At 45.7% G+C, this 17126-nt stretch carries 10 protein-coding genes and 8 tRNA genes; 14 read left to right on the forward strand and 4 right to left on the reverse strand.

Features of this window, described 5'->3' with window-relative positions; genetic code table 11:
- Positions 1-127 precede the first annotated feature (127 nt).
- Positions 128-203: transfer RNA gene (locus NE536_RS00005), tRNA-Ala, on the reverse strand.
- 105 nt (positions 204-308) lie between these two features.
- On the reverse strand, positions 309-1718 hold the full coding sequence (gltX, locus tag NE536_RS00010; RefSeq protein WP_261271392.1) for a glutamate--tRNA ligase: 1410 nt from the start codon (positions 1716-1718) through the stop codon (positions 309-311).
- 617 nt (positions 1719-2335) lie between these two features.
- Between gltX and NE536_RS00015 the strand changes: the two genes are divergently transcribed.
- The 13 genes from NE536_RS00015 to NE536_RS00075 all read left to right on the forward strand — a co-directional run bounded on the left by NE536_RS00015 (position 2336) and on the right by NE536_RS00075 (position 10405).
- A tRNA-Val gene (locus NE536_RS00015) sits at positions 2336-2411 on the forward strand.
- Positions 2412-2467: 56 nt separating this feature from the next.
- Positions 2468-2543, forward strand: a tRNA-Val gene (locus NE536_RS00020).
- 39 nt (positions 2544-2582) lie between these two features.
- Positions 2583-2658 (forward strand) — tRNA-Val (locus NE536_RS00025).
- Between the two features lie 48 nt (positions 2659-2706).
- Positions 2707-2782, forward strand: a tRNA-Val gene (locus tag NE536_RS00030).
- 28 nt (positions 2783-2810) lie between these two features.
- A tRNA-Val gene (locus NE536_RS00035) sits at positions 2811-2886 on the forward strand.
- A 28-nt stretch (positions 2887-2914) separates the two neighbouring features.
- Positions 2915-2990: transfer RNA gene (locus NE536_RS00040), tRNA-Val, on the forward strand.
- Between the two features lie 28 nt (positions 2991-3018).
- Positions 3019-3094 (forward strand) — tRNA-Val (locus NE536_RS00045).
- 170 nt (positions 3095-3264) lie between these two features.
- Entirely contained in the window at positions 3265-3495 is a 231-nt protein-coding gene (locus NE536_RS00050; protein ID WP_261271393.1) for a hypothetical protein, read from the forward strand.
- Between the two features lie 467 nt (positions 3496-3962).
- Entirely contained in the window at positions 3963-4982 is a 1020-nt protein-coding gene (locus NE536_RS00055; protein WP_006085509.1) for a TRAP transporter substrate-binding protein, read from the forward strand.
- A gap of 59 nt (positions 4983-5041) precedes the next feature.
- Complete coding sequence (locus tag NE536_RS00060) at positions 5042-5698, forward strand: TRAP transporter small permease (RefSeq protein ID WP_006082296.1); 657 nt, start codon at positions 5042-5044, stop codon at positions 5696-5698.
- Entirely contained in the window at positions 5698-7095 is a 1398-nt protein-coding gene (locus NE536_RS00065; RefSeq protein WP_006082297.1) for a TRAP transporter large permease, read from the forward strand. Before NE536_RS00060 ends, NE536_RS00065 begins: the two co-directional genes overlap by 1 nt.
- A gap of 129 nt (positions 7096-7224) precedes the next feature.
- The gene (locus tag NE536_RS00070) at positions 7225-9021 is read left to right on the forward strand and encodes a sensor histidine kinase (RefSeq protein WP_261271394.1); all 1797 of its coding nucleotides are present in this window, start codon (positions 7225-7227) and stop codon (positions 9019-9021) included.
- A 4-nt stretch (positions 9022-9025) separates the two neighbouring features.
- Positions 9026-10405 carry a sigma-54-dependent transcriptional regulator gene (locus tag NE536_RS00075; RefSeq protein WP_107948256.1) on the forward strand — a complete coding sequence of 460 codons (1380 nt, stop codon included), beginning with the start codon at positions 9026-9028 and terminating at the stop codon, positions 10403-10405.
- 15 nt (positions 10406-10420) lie between these two features.
- Here NE536_RS00075 and NE536_RS00080 read toward each other — a convergent pair whose 3' ends face one another.
- Positions 10421-11668: an MFS transporter gene (locus tag NE536_RS00080; protein WP_261271395.1), complete on the reverse strand. Its 1248-nt coding sequence runs from the start codon at positions 11666-11668 to the stop codon at positions 10421-10423.
- A gap of 152 nt (positions 11669-11820) precedes the next feature.
- On the opposite strand from NE536_RS00080, the gene NE536_RS00085 reads away from it, so the two are divergent.
- Positions 11821-12702: a LysR family transcriptional regulator gene (locus NE536_RS00085; RefSeq protein WP_006082306.1), complete on the forward strand. Its 882-nt coding sequence runs from the start codon at positions 11821-11823 to the stop codon at positions 12700-12702.
- A gap of 96 nt (positions 12703-12798) precedes the next feature.
- Here the strand turns inward: NE536_RS00085 and NE536_RS00090 are convergent, their stop codons facing one another.
- Positions 12799-16695, reverse strand: a complete 3897-nt coding sequence (locus tag NE536_RS00090) for a S8 family serine peptidase (protein WP_261271396.1) — start codon at positions 16693-16695, stop codon at positions 12799-12801.
- Positions 16696-17126: the final 431 nt, after the last annotated feature.

Genomic DNA, 17126 nt, shown 5'->3' on the forward strand with positions numbered 1-17126 from the left:
TATTAATTTGAACCTATTGTTCCCGTTTAACATCTACGGTGTCCTAGGCACTCTCTTCTAAAGAAGGAAGGTAACCTCAGACATATTAATTCGAACTTACGTTCCTGCTTAACATCTGCAGTAAGTTTGGTGGAGCTACACGGGATCGAACCGTGGACCTCTTGCATGCCATGCAAGCGCTCTCCCAGCTGAGCTATAACCCCAAAACTTATCAAGCTACATTTAAGTGCACTACAAGCATTTGCTCGTCTGTGTCTCAACTGCGTGGCGCATTCTATGCAGCGCACCTAAAAGTGTCAACTCGTTTTTTAGGAATTTATTCTATCTGCTACAAATTCAATCGCTTTGGATATTCTTTGCTCAGAACGGCTTCTTCCGATTAAAAATAATGTGATATCAAGGCCTGGTGACTGCCCTGCCCCTGTTACAGCAACACGTAAAGGCATACCAACCTTGCCCATACCCACATCTAATTCTGTTGCAGTGTCTTCAATCGCCTGATGGATAGCTTCTACAGTCCACTCAGTTAATGCGGCTAATTTTTGTTGAACCAGTTGCAATGGCTCTAACGCAACACCACGTAAATGCTTTTTCGCTTGGGCCTCATCAAACTCTGCAAAGTCTTCATAGAAATAGCGGCTAGAAGCGGCTAACTCTTTTAGTGTCTTAGCGCGTTCAGCTAATGCCGTAACCACTTCCGCTAATGATGGGCCGTTTGACATATCAATTTTTTGATCGTCCATGTGCCATTGTAAGTGTGTCGCCACATATTCTGGAGCAAGACTCTTAATATAGTGTTGGTTCAACCACACCAGTTTATCGGTATTAAAGGCTGAAGCGGCTTTATTGATATCACCGAGCTTAAAGTATTGCTTCATTTCTTCTAATGAGAAGATTTCTTGATCGCCATGTGACCACCCTAAACGTACTAGGTAATTCAATAGTGCTTCTGGCAAATAACCATCGTCACGGTACTGCATTACGCTCACTGCGCCATGACGCTTAGATAATTTCGCACCGTCATCACCGAGAATCATAGAAACATGAGCATATTCAGGGATCGGCGCCCCTAATGCTTTAAGGATATTGATTTGACGTGGCGTATTGTTGATATGATCTTCACCACGAACTACACAGGTAATTCCCATATCCCAATCGTCAACGACCACACAGAAGTTATAGGTTGGCACACCATCGGTACGGGCGATGATCAAGTCATCTAATGCATCGTTCGAAAATTCAATACGGCCACGAACATGGTCATCAAATACCACTGAACCGCCAATAGGGTTTTTGAAGCGCACAACAAATGGCTCATCAGTGTCACGAGCTGGCAAGTCACGGCAGCAACCATCATACTTTTGTGCTTCACCGTTGGCGGCTTGTGCTTCTCTTAACGCATCAATACGTTCACGTGAGCAATAGCATTTATATGCAGTGCCCTTTGCTAACATTTGAGCAATGATTTCGTTATAACGGTCAAAACGCTTAGTTTGGTAGTACGGGCCCTCGTCCCATGTCAAACCTAACCAGTTCATACCTTCTAAAATCGCATCGCAGGCGGCTTGAGTCGAACGCTCAATATCAGTGTCTTCAATACGTAATACAAACTCACCGTTATTGGCACGGGCTTGTAACCAAGAATAAAGTGCAGTACGGGCACCACCAACATGCAAGAAACCAGTAGGACTAGGGGCAAAACGCGTCTTAGTTGTCATAATGGGACACTAACCTATATAAAGTCGTCTAGATAAAGACAATCACGATAAAAAAGTGGGCTTATTCTAACAGTCAAAGCAGGCGCTGCAAATGGGACAAGCTCTGCAGTATCACTTATCTGATAAAATCGTAACGCTAAATCCCCTCCTTATATAGAGAAGCCTATATAAAGGTACACATATTAAAGTGCTGCCACAGCCATCACCCGAAAACCTACGCCCCATTTATCTGACTTATGACTCATGGATTGATTTTCGCAACGCTTAGATCCCAGCCCTACTTTTGCCCCTATCATGCCTCCAGCTATAAAATAGTGTGTCTTTGGCGCAACGCCTATACACCGCTATCCACTCAATCTCTAACATCTAATCATTGCGAGTCACTCACACCCAGTCATTTTATCGCCCAAAATGCTCACGAATAACATGAATCTAGCTATCGCGGCATCCCAAACACTCAAATTGCACGCCATTGACAGGCGAATAAACTAACACTTTGATCGGCGGCGTGATTAGCATTAAGCCAATGCGAACAAAAATAGCGCGACCAATGCTTTTTTAACTAAAAAGCGTTGACACTAGATCGAACCTCCCTATAATACGGCTCCACACAGCGAGGTCGATTAGCTCAGCTGGGAGAGCACCTCCCTTACAAGGAGGGGGTCACTGGTTCGAGCCCAGTATCGACCACCATTGTTTTATACAAGATTTGTAAAGAAATAATGGCTGTACAAAATAGTTATATCCCAGGTCGCTTAGCTCAGCTGGGAGAGCACCTCCCTTACAAGGAGGGGGTCACTGGTTCGAGCCCAGTAGCGACCACCATATAACTTAATGTACATCATTGTGTGAAAGTCATTCCCAGGTCGCTTAGCTCAGCTGGGAGAGCACCTCCCTTACAAGGAGGGGGTCACTGGTTCGAGCCCAGTAGCGACCACCATTCTTCAGTGAATAATGACTTAAAAATTGTGTAATATCAGAATTCCCAGGTCGCTTAGCTCAGCTGGGAGAGCACCTCCCTTACAAGGAGGGGGTCACTGGTTCGAGCCCAGTAGCGACCACCATATTCTGCAATACACAAGTTATATCCCAGGTCGCTTAGCTCAGCTGGGAGAGCACCTCCCTTACAAGGAGGGGGTCACTGGTTCGAGCCCAGTAGCGACCACCATATTCTGTAATACATAAGTTATATCCCAGGTCGCTTAGCTCAGCTGGGAGAGCACCTCCCTTACAAGGAGGGGGTCACTGGTTCGAGCCCAGTAGCGACCACCATATTCTGCAATACACAAGTTACATCCCAGGTCGCTTAGCTCAGCTGGGAGAGCACCTCCCTTACAAGGAGGGGGTCACTGGTTCGAGCCCAGTAGCGACCACCATATTTATCCCCCCAATAAACTTTACCAACACGCTGACTCAACTATGCTTGATCTCAATCAGCGAGTGCTAAATTTTACTCTTTCGCCTTTTATAATCCGTAAAATACCAAGCTCTATCGACACTCAGCCTGATTTCATTCTGCTTTTAGCATTGTTTGGAGATCAACATTATGGCCAGCGTCAGTCAATCCGCTTCTCTTGCCAATATTGCCGCTTATTTAAAGCATACCCACGCTTGCGATGAGCAAACGGCACTCAAGGAAGCACGGGAAGTCATGCATAATCTCGTCAGTATGCGCCAAAAGGGCTTTATTACCGGTTGGTACTTTGACGAACAAGGCCACTTAGAGTTGTTGCCTAGCGATACGATCCTAAAACGTATCCTTTTAGATGATGATTAACTGCGCCAACTGACTCCTTGTCTTGATTGACGACAAACACCATCGACTTGACCACAATTAACCACACAATCAGCCTACACTGCTTATCCCAAAATAATCCATCACGCATGTTTCAGCGTAGCGCATACTTTTGCGGCATTTTTTGATCTGAAAATAACTAAGTTTGTTTAATAAACCTGCACCGCCAAGGGCTATCTATTTGAGGCAGATCCGCGCCATGGGTGGGTTCCCACCCAAATACAAAATCACTGTGAGCGAGATCTCGCCCACAAAACTAAAAGTGTGACAAACATCAAATGAACTACACTTTAGTAACCAAACACTTACAGAAGTCAGTGTAAGTTGGCGTGGTATTTGCCTTTAGTAAGACAGACCTCAGGGAAATCAAGGCTGTATTCCTACTCAAACTTGGTAACAAACTAACCAAGACTGAGGACAAATCCTAACAACAGAAAAAGGAACTCAAGATGACATTGAATCAACAAACTGGATTGACCCGTCCACTCAAAACCTTAGTCAAAATGCTCGCCGTTGCCTCCGTGTTCGCAACCAGCTTTAACGTATTTGCAGAACCTATTGAAATTAAGTTTTCGCACGTTGTGGCAGAAAATACGCCCAAAGGCCAAATGGCACTTAAGTTTAAAGAACTCGTTGAACAACGTTTACCGGGTGAATACAAGGTCAGTGTATTTCCTAACTCACAGTTATTTGGGGATAACAACGAGTTAGCGGCACTACTGTTAAACGACGTGCAATTTGTTGCGCCGTCACTCTCAAAATTTGAACGTTACACTAAACGCCTACAAGTATTCGATTTACCTTTCCTCTTCAATGATATGGATGCGGTAAACCGTTTCCAACAAGGTGAAGCAGGTCAAACACTACTGAACTCTATGACCCGTAAAGGGATTGTCGGTCTAGGCTATTTACACAATGGTCTGAAACAGTTCTCGGCTAACACGCCACTTAAAAATCCTGCTGATGCAAAGGGCTTGAAGTTCCGCGTAATGGCGTCTGATGTTTTGGCGGCTCAGTTTGATGCTGTCGGCGCTATTCCAGTGAAAAAACCTTTCTCTGAAGTATTTACCCTGCTGCAAACCCGCGCTATCGATGGTCAAGAAAACACATGGTCAAATACTTACTCACAAAAGTTCTATGAAGTGCAAAGCCAAATCACAGAAAGTAACCACGGTGTGCTCGACTATATGGTCGTGACCTCTGACACTTTCTGGAAAGGCTTACCTGCTGACAAACGTAAGATCATCAAAGAAGCTTTAGATGAATCTATCGCATTAGGTAACAAAATTGCCGCTGAGAAAGATAACCAAGACAAACAGTTAATCCTAGATTCTAAACGTTCACAGTTAGTGACTTTAACGCCTGCTGAACGTCAAAAATGGGTCGATGTGATGAAACCAGTTTGGGCTAAGTTTGAAGAGCAAATCGGTAAAGATGTGATTGATGCTGCTGTAGCTGCAAATAAATAATAATGATGATAGCCGCTTAATCTCAACCGAGGTTAAGCGGCCATTTCAGCGAGGGGATTATGGCTGTGATATCGCGAATATTTGGTTATTTTGAAGAAGGTGTGCTCAATTTATTGATCACTCTGATGACGTTGTTAGTGTTTTCAGAAGTCGTCGCACGATTCTTCTTCAATACGGGTTTTCTGTGGATCCAAGAACTCACACTGACCTTTTGCGGTTGGTTTGTGTTGTTTGGTATGTCTTATGGGGTAAAAGTTGGCGCGCACATTGGTGTCGATGCCTTCGTTAAAAACTTAGCGCCTCGGGCCAAAAAGATAACGTCCCTCGTTACCGCCTTTGTCTGTATTGTCTATTGCGGACTGTTTTTAAAAGGCAGTTGGGATTACTTAAGCCAGATGTATCAAATTGGTGTGCCTATGGAAGATATTAATTTCCCCCAATTTTTCTTAAAAAGCCTCGACCCAGACTTTGCTTGGAACACCTTAAGGATTGATGTTGAAGATGGCGCGGTACCGATTTGGTTATCCCAGAGCATCTTGATCATTGGTTTTTCGATGTTGACTTGGCGATTCGCCGAACTCTTTATTGCCATCCTACGTGACCAAGTCACTGGCTTCCAATTTGCCGATGAAGCGAAAGAAAGTATGCATTTAATCGATGAAAGCGTTAAAAACGCCAATGAAGAACCCGTCTCTGACGAAAAGGAGACTAAATAATGGCGATTGCAACCCTATTTACCGCCCTATTAGTGTGTATGTTTCTCGGTATGCCTATCGCTATCGCGTTAGGTTTTTCCAGCATGCTCACCATTTTGTTTTTCTCGAATGACTCCTTAGCCTCAGTGGCACTCAAACTGTATGAGTCTTCATCGGAGCATTACACTCTACTCGCTATCCCCTTCTTTATTCTGTCATCCGCCTTCCTCTCAACTGGTGGCGTCGCGAGACGGATTATCGATTTTGCCATGGACAGTATTGGACATGTCCGTGGTGGATTAGCGATGGCATCTGTTATGGCCTGTATGCTGTTTGCGGCGGTTTCTGGATCATCACCCGCAACCGTAGCGGCGATTGGTTCAATCGTGATTGTGGGCATGGTTAAAGCGGGTTATCCCGAGAAGTTTGCGGCGGGGGTTATCACGACCTCAGGCACACTCGGTATTTTGATCCCCCCCTCGATTGTGATGTTGGTGTATGCGGCAGCGACCGAAGTGTCCGCAGCAAGAATGTTTATGGCAGGTTTAATCCCAGGTTTAATGATGGGATTCATCCTGATGATCGTTATCTACATTGTCGCCCGCTTTAAGAACTTGCCTTCGCGTCCTTTCCCAGGCTTTAAACAACTGGGGATTTCAAGCGCTAAAGCTTTGGGTGGATTAGCACTCATCCTTATCGTACTCGGCTCTATCTATGGCGGCGTTGCGAGCCCGACTGAAGCTTCAGCTGTGGCTTGTATGTATGCGTACTTTATTGCGGTATTTGGTTACCGTGACATTGGGCCATTAAAAGAAGTGGCTTGGCGCAATCAAGGTGAAAGCTTACCTAAAGCCGCTGCACGTAACTTAGGTCACATGTTCCTTGGGCTAATTAAAACGCCTATCGACAAAGACATACGTAACGTAGTGCGTGATGGTGCTAAGGTCAGTATCATGCTGCTGTTTATCATAGCTAACGCTATGTTGTTCGCGCATGTCTTAACCACTGAGCGTATCCCGCATATTATCGCTGAGCATATTGTTAATATGGGTTTACCCGCTTGGGGCTTCCTGATCATTGTTAACTTACTGCTACTTGCTGCTGGTAACTTTATGGAGCCATCGGCGATTGTCCTGATTATGGCGCCGATCCTCTTCCCTATCGCGACTCACTTAGGCATAGATCCTATTCACTTAGGTATCATCATGGTGGTGAACATGGAGATAGGTATGCTCACGCCGCCAGTGGGGCTCAACCTCTTTGTTACCGCGGGGATCACAGGTAAGAGTATTGGTTGGGTCATTCAATCGGTTTTGCCTTGGTTACTGCTGATGTTAGCCTTCTTAACCTTGATCACTTACGTGCCGCAGATTTCGCTCTTCTTACCAGAATGGTTGGATTCGATGCGTGGATATTAAGCTGAAATTCAAGGTAATAAGATTACCCCTTGATTACAGTTAGTTTTTAAGCGAGCCTAGTCAGGCTCGCTTTGTTTTATGATGTACAGTCTCAATGATTGATACCGTCGCTTTATCAGGATAGCCACCATGTTGCCCATGACGCCTAAGGCCAAGAAACGCCTCTTTCTCACTGTAGTGTTACTTGCAGGCCTATTTGCAACGCTCAAACTGACCTATTGGGTGCATTTGCATCAAGGTAAAATCGAGATACAAACTCAATCTGAGAAACAACTAAAAGAATTAATCAGTTTCCTTGATGGGGCATTATCGCGCTACGAAAGCATTCCCCATGTGCTCTCAACTAACCCTATGCTCGCCAATGTACTGAACGACCAACAAAACCCCGATAAGATCCAAGAACTTAATTTATATCTGGAAGAAATCCAGCATGTCACTGAGGCGTCCGATATCTATCTGATTGATGCCTTAGGGATTGCCATTGCCGCCAGTAACTGGCAACAGAGTTTCTCCTTTATCGGCAAGGACTATTCCTTTAGGCCCTATTACACAGATGCTATCTCGGGCAATTTAGGCCGTTATTATGCCGTGGGTACCAGCTCAGATAAGCGTGGCTTTTATTTCTCCTACCCTATTTATCAGCAAGGCGGTAAAGGCATACTCGGCGCGATCATTGTCAAAGTGGACATTAGCGGTATCGAGCAGCAAAGCACAAGCATGGCAATTGCGGGCCAGTATCAATTCCTTATCAGCGACCCAGAGGACATTGTTTTTATCTCCAGTGTCGATGAGTGGCGGTTAAAGTCACTCACCCCACTTACCCAAGCCAAACAGTATATGCTCAATGCATCAAAGCGTTACGCAGAACGCCCCATAGGTGAGCTGTTAATGAAGCCACCCTATGAGAGTGGCAGCCAAGCCATGCTCTACCAATTGCAAACGGGTAGAGATCATGAGCAATACATGGATAATCATCAGTTAATGGCCAAAGCTGGCTGGCGGGTGCATATCTTAGCACCCATCAAACCCTTGCTGTCGTCTTTACCTGCGCTGATGTTATTGTCGGCTAGTATTTATCTATTGCTGGCACTCAGCATCTTGTTTAGTGCCGAGCGGCGCCGCAACCTACAGCGCATGCAACTGGCACAAAGCCTGTTAGAACAACGCGTAGAAGAACGAACTCAAGACTTGCAGCAGGCGAACAATCAGCTTAAAGATACTCAAGATGAACTCATTCAAGCGGCTAAACTCACAGTGATCGGCAGTTTATCCGCCAGTATTAACCATGAGCTTAATCAACCACTTGCCGCGATTCGCAGCTATGCCCAAAACACTCAAACCTTTCTAGCCCGTAATATGCAAGATAAAGCACTGGATAATATCAAGATTATTATTGAGCTGACCGATAGATTGGCCGATATTGTCGGCCAATTTAAAAGCTTCACCCGCAAGAGCCAAGGCACAGATAGCGCTACCGATATTGGGCGCTGCATTCAGCAAGCGCTCACTATCGTTCAGCCAGAAATAGACAAACAAGGTGTTGAGCTCGATGTGCAACTTCCCAATGGTAGCTATCAAGTTTGGGGCGATAAGGTCCGATTGCAGCAAGTATTTGTCAACATCATGAGTAACGCCATTGTCGCTATGCAGCAATCGGATAAACGCCGCTTGATTATCCGCGTAACCAGTGAAGATAAGTTCTGCATCAGTATCCAAGATTCAGGTCCTGGCGTACGTGAAAGCCAAATGGAGAAAATCTTCGAACCTTATTTCACCACCAACGAGCGGCATGGCCTAGGGCTTGGCTTATCCATTTCTCAGCGTATTATCGAATCTATGCAAGGCCAAATTAACGTCGCCAATGCCGAAGAAGGTGGCGCCATTTTCCAGATTATTTTACCTATTTATTTGCTTGAGGAATGTTAGTCTCATGAGTGTGCCCAATTCTATACAAGATTATTCTGTACTCATCATCGACGATGAGCCGCACATAGGCACAGTTCTCGTTCAGCTATTTGAACTTGAGGGCATTAAGGCGCTCGCTACCACTGAGCCGAAAGGGATCGCTAAACTCCTGCATAAGGATTGGGCGGGAATGGTGATATCAGATGTCAACATGCCGCAATTAGATGGCATCAGCTTAATGCAACAAATCCGCCTGCAGGACCCCGATCTCCCCGTTGTGTTATTGACAGGGTTTGGGGATATCGCCATGGCAGTCAATGCCTTAAAGCAAGGTGCCTACGACTTTCTCGAAAAGCCCTTTAATAACGAGCATATACTCGATGTGGTGAAGCGCGCCTTAGATAAACGCAGCCTGACCTTAGAAAACCGTAAACTTAAAAAGGATCTCGAAAGTCAGAGCGTACCAGGCCCGCGCATTTTGGGTAACAGTGTCGGCATCAACCGCATGCGCCACATCATAGATCAAGTGATAGATACCCCAGCTGACGTGTTAATCGAAGGTGAAACAGGCACAGGTAAAGAACTCGTCGCCCGCTATTTACACGATCACAGCAGCCGCAGCCAAGCCAACTTTGTCGCCATCAACTGTGGGGCGATCCCTGAAAACTTAATTGAGAGTGAGCTCTTTGGCGCCGAGGCAGGTGCCTTTACCGGCGTTGATAAGATGCGCATGGGTAAGTTTGAATACGCCAACGGCGGCACATTATTTTTAGATGAAATTGAAAGTACACCACTGTCACTGCAGGTAAAACTGCTACGGGTACTTGAAGACCGTAAGGTTGAACGCTTAGGGTCAAACAAAAGCATCAACTTAGATATACGTGTGATTGCCGCCACTAAGGTGGATTTAAAAAGCTTGTGTGACACGGGGGAATTTCGCCAAGACTTGTTGTATCGCTTAAATCTGGTGACTGTGCCTATCCCTCCCCTGCGGGATCGCCGTGAAGATATTCCGTTACTCTTCCTGCACTTTGCTCGAGTTGCATCGGCACGCTACCACAAAGCGCTTATCGCCTTAAATGCCGAGCAAAACGCCATTCTCACCTCCCACGACTGGCCGGGCAATGTGCGTGAGTTACGTAATCTCGCCGAACGCTTTGTACTGCTGGGCGGAGAAGCCGCCTTTGCTGGCACTTTGGGCAATACCCCAAGCCTGCACTCGAGCATGTCATTACTGCAACGAGTCGAGTTTTTTGAAAGGGTACTGATTGAAGAAGCGCTCAGCCACAACAAGGGCAGCATTAAGCAGACAATGGAACAGTTGGAACTGCCCCGCAAAACCCTCTACGACAAAATGCGTAAATATGATTTAGACCGCAAGCAGTACATTAATTCCGACGACTAAACAACAAATTGAAAGCTAGACTAATACCCGTTTGACATGCGTTTGATGGTAATGCAAACGGGTGATGGCTAAGGCAATCAAGGCCAGTAAGGTTAACGAGCCCATCACCACGCCGCGCCACTGCGCCTCATGCCAAAACATCATCAAATAAGGGCCACCAATCGCAGCGCCTAAGTAGTAACAACATAAATACAGCGATGTCGCCTTAGCCCGATCGCGACTGGCGCGCATCGCGACAAAGGAATTACAGCAACTGTGAGTGAGGAAAAAGCCACAGGCCGTCATCAAAAAGCCTAAGCTAATGGTCAAAGTGGTATCAAACAGGGTCAATAAACTGCCGAGCAACATCACGCACCAAGACCACTGATACAACTTATGTTGGCCAAATTTGGCGAGCCATTTCGCGGTAAAATACGACGCAATAGTCCCGCTCGAATAACACAGAAAAATCAAGGTAGCTTGAAAGCGGCTCCATTCATAGGGCGCCGCCATCAAATGCAGCTGAATAAAACTAAATTGATTCACCATCATCATAAAGGTCAAGCCGCCAATCGCGTAAACCAAGCGCATTTGCGCATCGGTCAGATGATGGCTAAAACCATGAAGATCTTGGGCTAAACGGGCACGTTTTGATAAAGAGGGCTCGGTTTTACTCTGTGACATGGCCTGCGCATCGGCAAGTGAAGGCAGCAAATAGTTCACTAAAGCCACGCCCGCTAAGGTGACTAAAAACAACAGCCACATGGATTCTTGCCAAGATAAAAACTGCGACATAACGCCACCGAGCAAACGGCCAACAATGCCGCCAATGCTGTTCGCCATAATGTAAATGCCCGCGGCTTTGAGCATAGTGCTCGGTGACAACTGCTCTTTAAAGTACGCCATAGCAATTGCTGGCACGGCAGCGAGTAACGCACCTTGCAGCAATCGCACTAGCACTAGCCCGTTAAAATCCGGTGCCCAAATTAACAGTAAGTTAGATAGCGCCAACAACCACAAGCTGACAATAATCGGTGTGTGTCGACCGATACGGTCTGACAGTACCGCATACAAGAGCAATGAAAAGGCTAAAGAAAAACTGGTTACCGACAGGATTAACGTCGCTTTAGACCCTGATACCGCAAAATGCTCCGCAATCAGCGGCAGCATGCCTTGCATCAGATACAAGTTGATATACACCACCACAGAGGCAACACATAGCGCCCACATCAGTCGGGTATCACGCTGTTTATGATCAATCATAGTATCTAACACGGCTTGCACAGGAGCCTCGACAAAGCATCACTCATAGGATAGACAAAGGTTATCACTGGGCATAACATAACAATAATAGATAATATCTATCGCTATCATTGATTTTTGTTATGGCCACAACGCACCGACCTTGCCACTATTCAACAGTATGGGCCCGATTGATGGATATCCGCCAACTCAAACATTTAGATGCCCTTGCCAGTACTGGTAGCTTTACCGCTGCAGCCAAGAAACTGAATATGGCTCAACCGGCGTTAAGCCAAAGTATCAAGCGCTTAGAAGTTGCACTCGGCGTGACTTTAGTCAATCGTACGAGCAACAAGAATGACAAGCTGCTCGCACTCACGGCCGAAGGTTTAGTCTTGCATCAACATGCCACTTTGATCCTGAAACAGATTAAGCAGGCCGAAGCGCAAATCCGTGCCATGGCCAATCTCACCTCGGGGGAAGTCCGCATTGCCGTGCCGGGCATGCTGGGGTCTTTCTACCTGCCCTCGCGCTTAATGGCTTTTCGGCATAAATACCCCGAGTTAAAACTATCACTGTTTGAAGGCGGGACGCGCGACGCGTTGCGTATGTTGCAACAGGAAGAAGTGGATATTGCGATCATTACCGCCCAAGACCTACAACCCGAATTTGATAGTCAGCTGTTGATCCGTGAGCAAATGGTGATAGCTATGGGAGCCGAACACCCTTTAGCGGAACATAACGCCGTCAGTCTCAATGACTTTTTCGACCATGAATTAGTCATGTTCAAGACAGGTTATTTCCACCGCGAGTGGATCCTATCGCAAGCCAAGGATCTGGGGAAAAAGCCCAATGTCGCCTTCGAGACTAATCTGATTAACCTTATCAAACAGATTGTTTCCCAAGGATTTGGGATCACCAGCGTGCTCGAAATGGCAATAAGTTCAAAAGATGACATTCTAGCTAAACCCTTCGATCCACCAGTATTTTTGAACCTGCATATCGCATGGAAAAAACAACGCCCCGTCAGTCAAGCAGACCGTGCCTTTGTCGATTTTTTGATGAGTAATCGCTAACTTCAATCGATTAAACAAAAAGGGCTGATATCAATATCAGCCCTTCTCTATTTACTATTAAATTACTGTTAAACCTTTCGATTTAACCCTGAGCGATTAGCCTTGTTTACGACGACCAAAGGCAAATGGTAGCAATAACAAGCTTAACCAACCTAATGAACCACCATCATCTTTCTTAGCTGGTGTTTCAGTCACAGACACAGACACGACACTTGAATCCTTGTTGCCATGGTTGTCCGCTACAGTAAGTTGGAATGACACTGTTTGAGCTGTACCACTCACTTCTGGCGCCACTAGATTAAGCTTGGCTGCATTAGCGTCAAAGTTAAAGCTCGCGCCGCCTAACTGAGTCCATTTGTAGGTTAATGGATCATTATTGGCATCGGATGACTTGCTCGCATCGATAAACAGTGGTTTACCTTCTTGAACAGATACCGGTGCTTCAATCACTGCCACTGGCGCTACTTCTGGAACATCAAATTGATATTCTTGCTTCAAGATTTCAGCCGACTCGTTGTTCACTTTGTTGGTCAAAGTCACAAGGTTGTCTTGGCTTGCCTTACGTGGCACTAAGTCAAACGTCACATCTTGCGCCGCGGCACCAGAGGCCATCTCGATAGTCCAAGTGATCTTATTGCCCACTTGCGTACCTTGATGGCTGATATTAGCCACTTCATGACCTTCTGGTAATAACGCTTCTAAGGTGTAAACGCGGGTTTCTTGCGTTTTGTTCGCTTCGACACGTGTCTTCATCACTTTAGCGGCGCCTGGCGTTAACTCGCCAGAAACAGTGCTACCTAGAGGCGGTAAAACATCATCACTGACGCGCTCAAATATAACCGGAATTTTAACCGGTGCGACTTTGTCATCAGTAGTGGTCAGAGTCAGCATTGCCAAGCCAGCATCGCCCACTAACATCGCTTGTTTCCAAGCTAAGTTGACGTTGAAATCTTTATGATCACCGGTAAGATTTGCCGTTAAGTTATCACCCGCTTCATCGTATAAGGTCACTTGTTTCAAACTAAAAGCATCATCCGCATCGGCTGCAGATGCCTGATAGTTTTGTATCACGACAATATACTCACCTTTCACTGGGTCCTTAATAGACACGCTTTCTTTTGAACCACCAAACGCAGAAGATGCCGCGATAGAAAGTGGACTACCATCTTTCTTATCGAGTATCACAAACATGTCTAAGTCAGGAGAGGTGGTATTACCGATTGATGCATTGAAATATAACGCTTTGTCTTCAACGTTAAAGCTAAATACTTTTACGCCATCGGCTAAATCATCAAATGCACTATCGGTATTTGAATCCTGTTTCACACTTGATTCATAAGTGTCGCTTAACTTAAGTGCAGTCACTGTCGCCGCAACACCCGGTAGATCGATCGCTTTCAAGTGCGCCAAATTGCGCTCATCGGCATCACGTGAAGCTGAAACGGGTACAACCGTAGGTAAATCGCGTTTAGCTATCTTAGCCACGATCGGCATGTTAGCCGTTGGTAAGGCTTCCGAAGCTAATACTAAGTTACCAAAGCCCCAACTTGCACCGACGTCAGTCACATCCGCAGTCACTGTGATCGTTTGACTCTCACCTTTTTTCAGGTTGAAGCTTTCTGGCGTCACAGTTAACGCGAACTTATCGGTTGCGGAAACACCTTTTGCAGTCCAGCTACCGTCAGCCGTTGCAGTGACAGTACGTGTCCAAGTACAAGTATCGATACAACGTGAATCAGCCATGCTTGGAATGTTTAACTTACGTGGATCGCCACCTGTTGTAGGGTTAGCAATCTCGTAGTTTAAGGCACTTTCATCCATCACTAAGCCAGATTTAGCCGCTAAATCCACACGAATACGGCCTGCGCCTACGTCAAACGGATCTGCAACAGTTTTGCCATCAGCCTTTTTCATCGCTTGGGCTGTCGTTGCTGTCATCATTAGCGCAGAACGAATGTTATCTGGGGTCCAATCTTTATGCAGTGATTTAAGTAACGCGCCAGCACCGGCAACGTGAGGACTCGCCATCGAAGTACCTGACATCAACGTGAAATCAGCAGGATCAGTTCCCGTCTTATCATGGCCGAATTGTTGATCTGCATAAGCAGCGTAAATGTCACTACCCGGTGCAGCAACATAAGGCACGAGTACATCGTTAGTCAGGTTAGGTCCAATCAATGAGCTGGCAGCTAAAACATCCGCTTCTTTACTGATGACTTTAGGGGTTGGAGACAGCGTGATTTCAAGCGCTGGATTTGCCGCCATAGCAGCAATCAGTTCTAAGCCATCGATATCGCCAATAAATACCGCTGGAATATCCAATTTATCTAGCCCAGACATGGTCAGACGCGCATTATTTTCACCATCTCTATTGAAAACAATCACACCCTTAGCGCCAGCTTTCATCGCCGCAGCGACTTTAATATCGAATGAACAACCACCGCGTCTTAAAACAGCGATCTTGTCTTTAAAAGCATCCGCTGCGAATGGTTTACAGGCTTCAAAATTAGCGGCATCGATTGTGCCAGCATAAACAGGTACACCTTTGAGCACTTCAGTTTGAACCGGGCCAGAGCCAGCAGTGTAGTGGTAGTTTTTACCATTAAATTCAACGGCGCGAACTATGTCGCGATTGTGGGTCGAGTTAGCAACCGAAGTATACCAAGGCGCATTTTTAGGCGTTGAGTAAGGTGTTTGATTAATAGCAGGGCTAGTATTTGTCGCGGCACGTGTGTTACCCGCAGCAACGGCAGCAAAAATACCCGCATTACGTGCAGCTAAGAAACCTTGCTCTGTTGCACTATTCCACGGATTTCCACCACCGCTGATTGAAAAGTTAATCACATCGACGCCATCTTTGATTGCATCGTCTAACGCTTTTAAAATAGGTGCGGTCGGGCAGCCAGAATAAGTGTCGCCCGCATTACCCGGATTACAGATTTGATAAGCAATGATGTTTGCATGTGGTGCAACACCTGAGATTTGCGCAAATTCAAGACCCGTCGCAATACCATCACCTTCTAACTTACCCGTTTCACCTTGCACATAAGGGACATTCACTAAAATGTTACCCGCTGCTGTACTGGCGACGTGCGAACCATGTCCGCCGTAATCCTCACCGTTTTTAGCCGGAGGGGTATCGCCATACACTTTAACATCATCAAAGTTATTGGTGATTTCTGGATAGCTACGGACACCGATCAGTTTGTCGTTACACATGCTGACGAAGTCAGTTTTACAGTCACCAATATAAATGCCTTGGCCTAATGGGTTAGTGTGGTCATAACCATCCTGGCCAACATCAGCAAAAGAAGCATGGTCAGAGTTAATGCCTGAGTCGATAATACCGACGATCACACCTTCACCCATGGCTTTAGTGCCCGTTGCACTGCCATCCCATACATTTGGAGAACCGATAAGCGCTTGGCTGACGTCGGTTTCCATTTGTTCCATGCGCTCGCGCTCAACAAACGCAACCTCAGGTAACTCAGCCATTTTCTTCGCTTGAGCTTGAGTCATGCGAACTGCCATACCGTTTAACGCATACTGATAGGTCGTTAATGGCTGCAGATTGGTACCAATAGCCGCACTCGCGTTAGCTAAAAATCGGTTTTGTTTGACTTTTAAATAGCTAACATAGCTTTTGACTTCAGGTCTTGAAGCATCGAGTTTGCCATTCACCGCGACTTTTGAAGTGCCACTTGTCTGCACTCTCTGTGAGCTCGTCGCTTTAAAGCCAGGAGTCGTTCCTTGATAATTGGCGACTGAACTGTCACGTAAACGAACGATATAAGTAAATTCACCCTCGCCTAAATCCGCTTCTGGTACAAACTTAACTTCAGCCCCGGCAGCATTACCGCGTAATGATGTGGCTTGTAGTTCACTTGGAATATCTAACTGCAAGGTTTCACCCGTAGGTGATAAAACTGTTTGCGCATTTGCCGCCGACGATAGCAGCGCCATAGACACTGCTAGTGCTATTTTAGTTTTCATTGTGACTTCCCTAATTCTTATAAGTTGTATGATTTATAAAACTCAGGTTGGTGGCATGAACATACTGCAACAACCAAGAACGTCACCTGTAACTGACATTTTTTATGAATAACCATTCAATTTACTGTGATGATGATCACTGAGTTTTATCGCGACAATTTGTAACACGCAAAGATACAAATTAAAACATCAAGTTAACAGAACGTAATTCAGTAAATCGTATATCAGCTTCTATTTATCTTAAAAAAGAGAAATAGACTGTTTCGCAGGTTGAATAGCAGGTAAATTAAAGCTCATAAACAAAAAATGCAAAATATAAATAGTTATTTAAAATCAGCACATTAACTTGAACACTTAAATCTTGTAGCACCAAGATAGCGCACTAAAAAGCAGAACAAGTGACCGTAAAAATATTATTATTCGCAAAAACC

Source organism: Shewanella septentrionalis, assembly GCF_025370265.1.
Lineage (GTDB): Bacteria > Pseudomonadota > Gammaproteobacteria > Enterobacterales > Shewanellaceae > Shewanella > Shewanella hafniensis.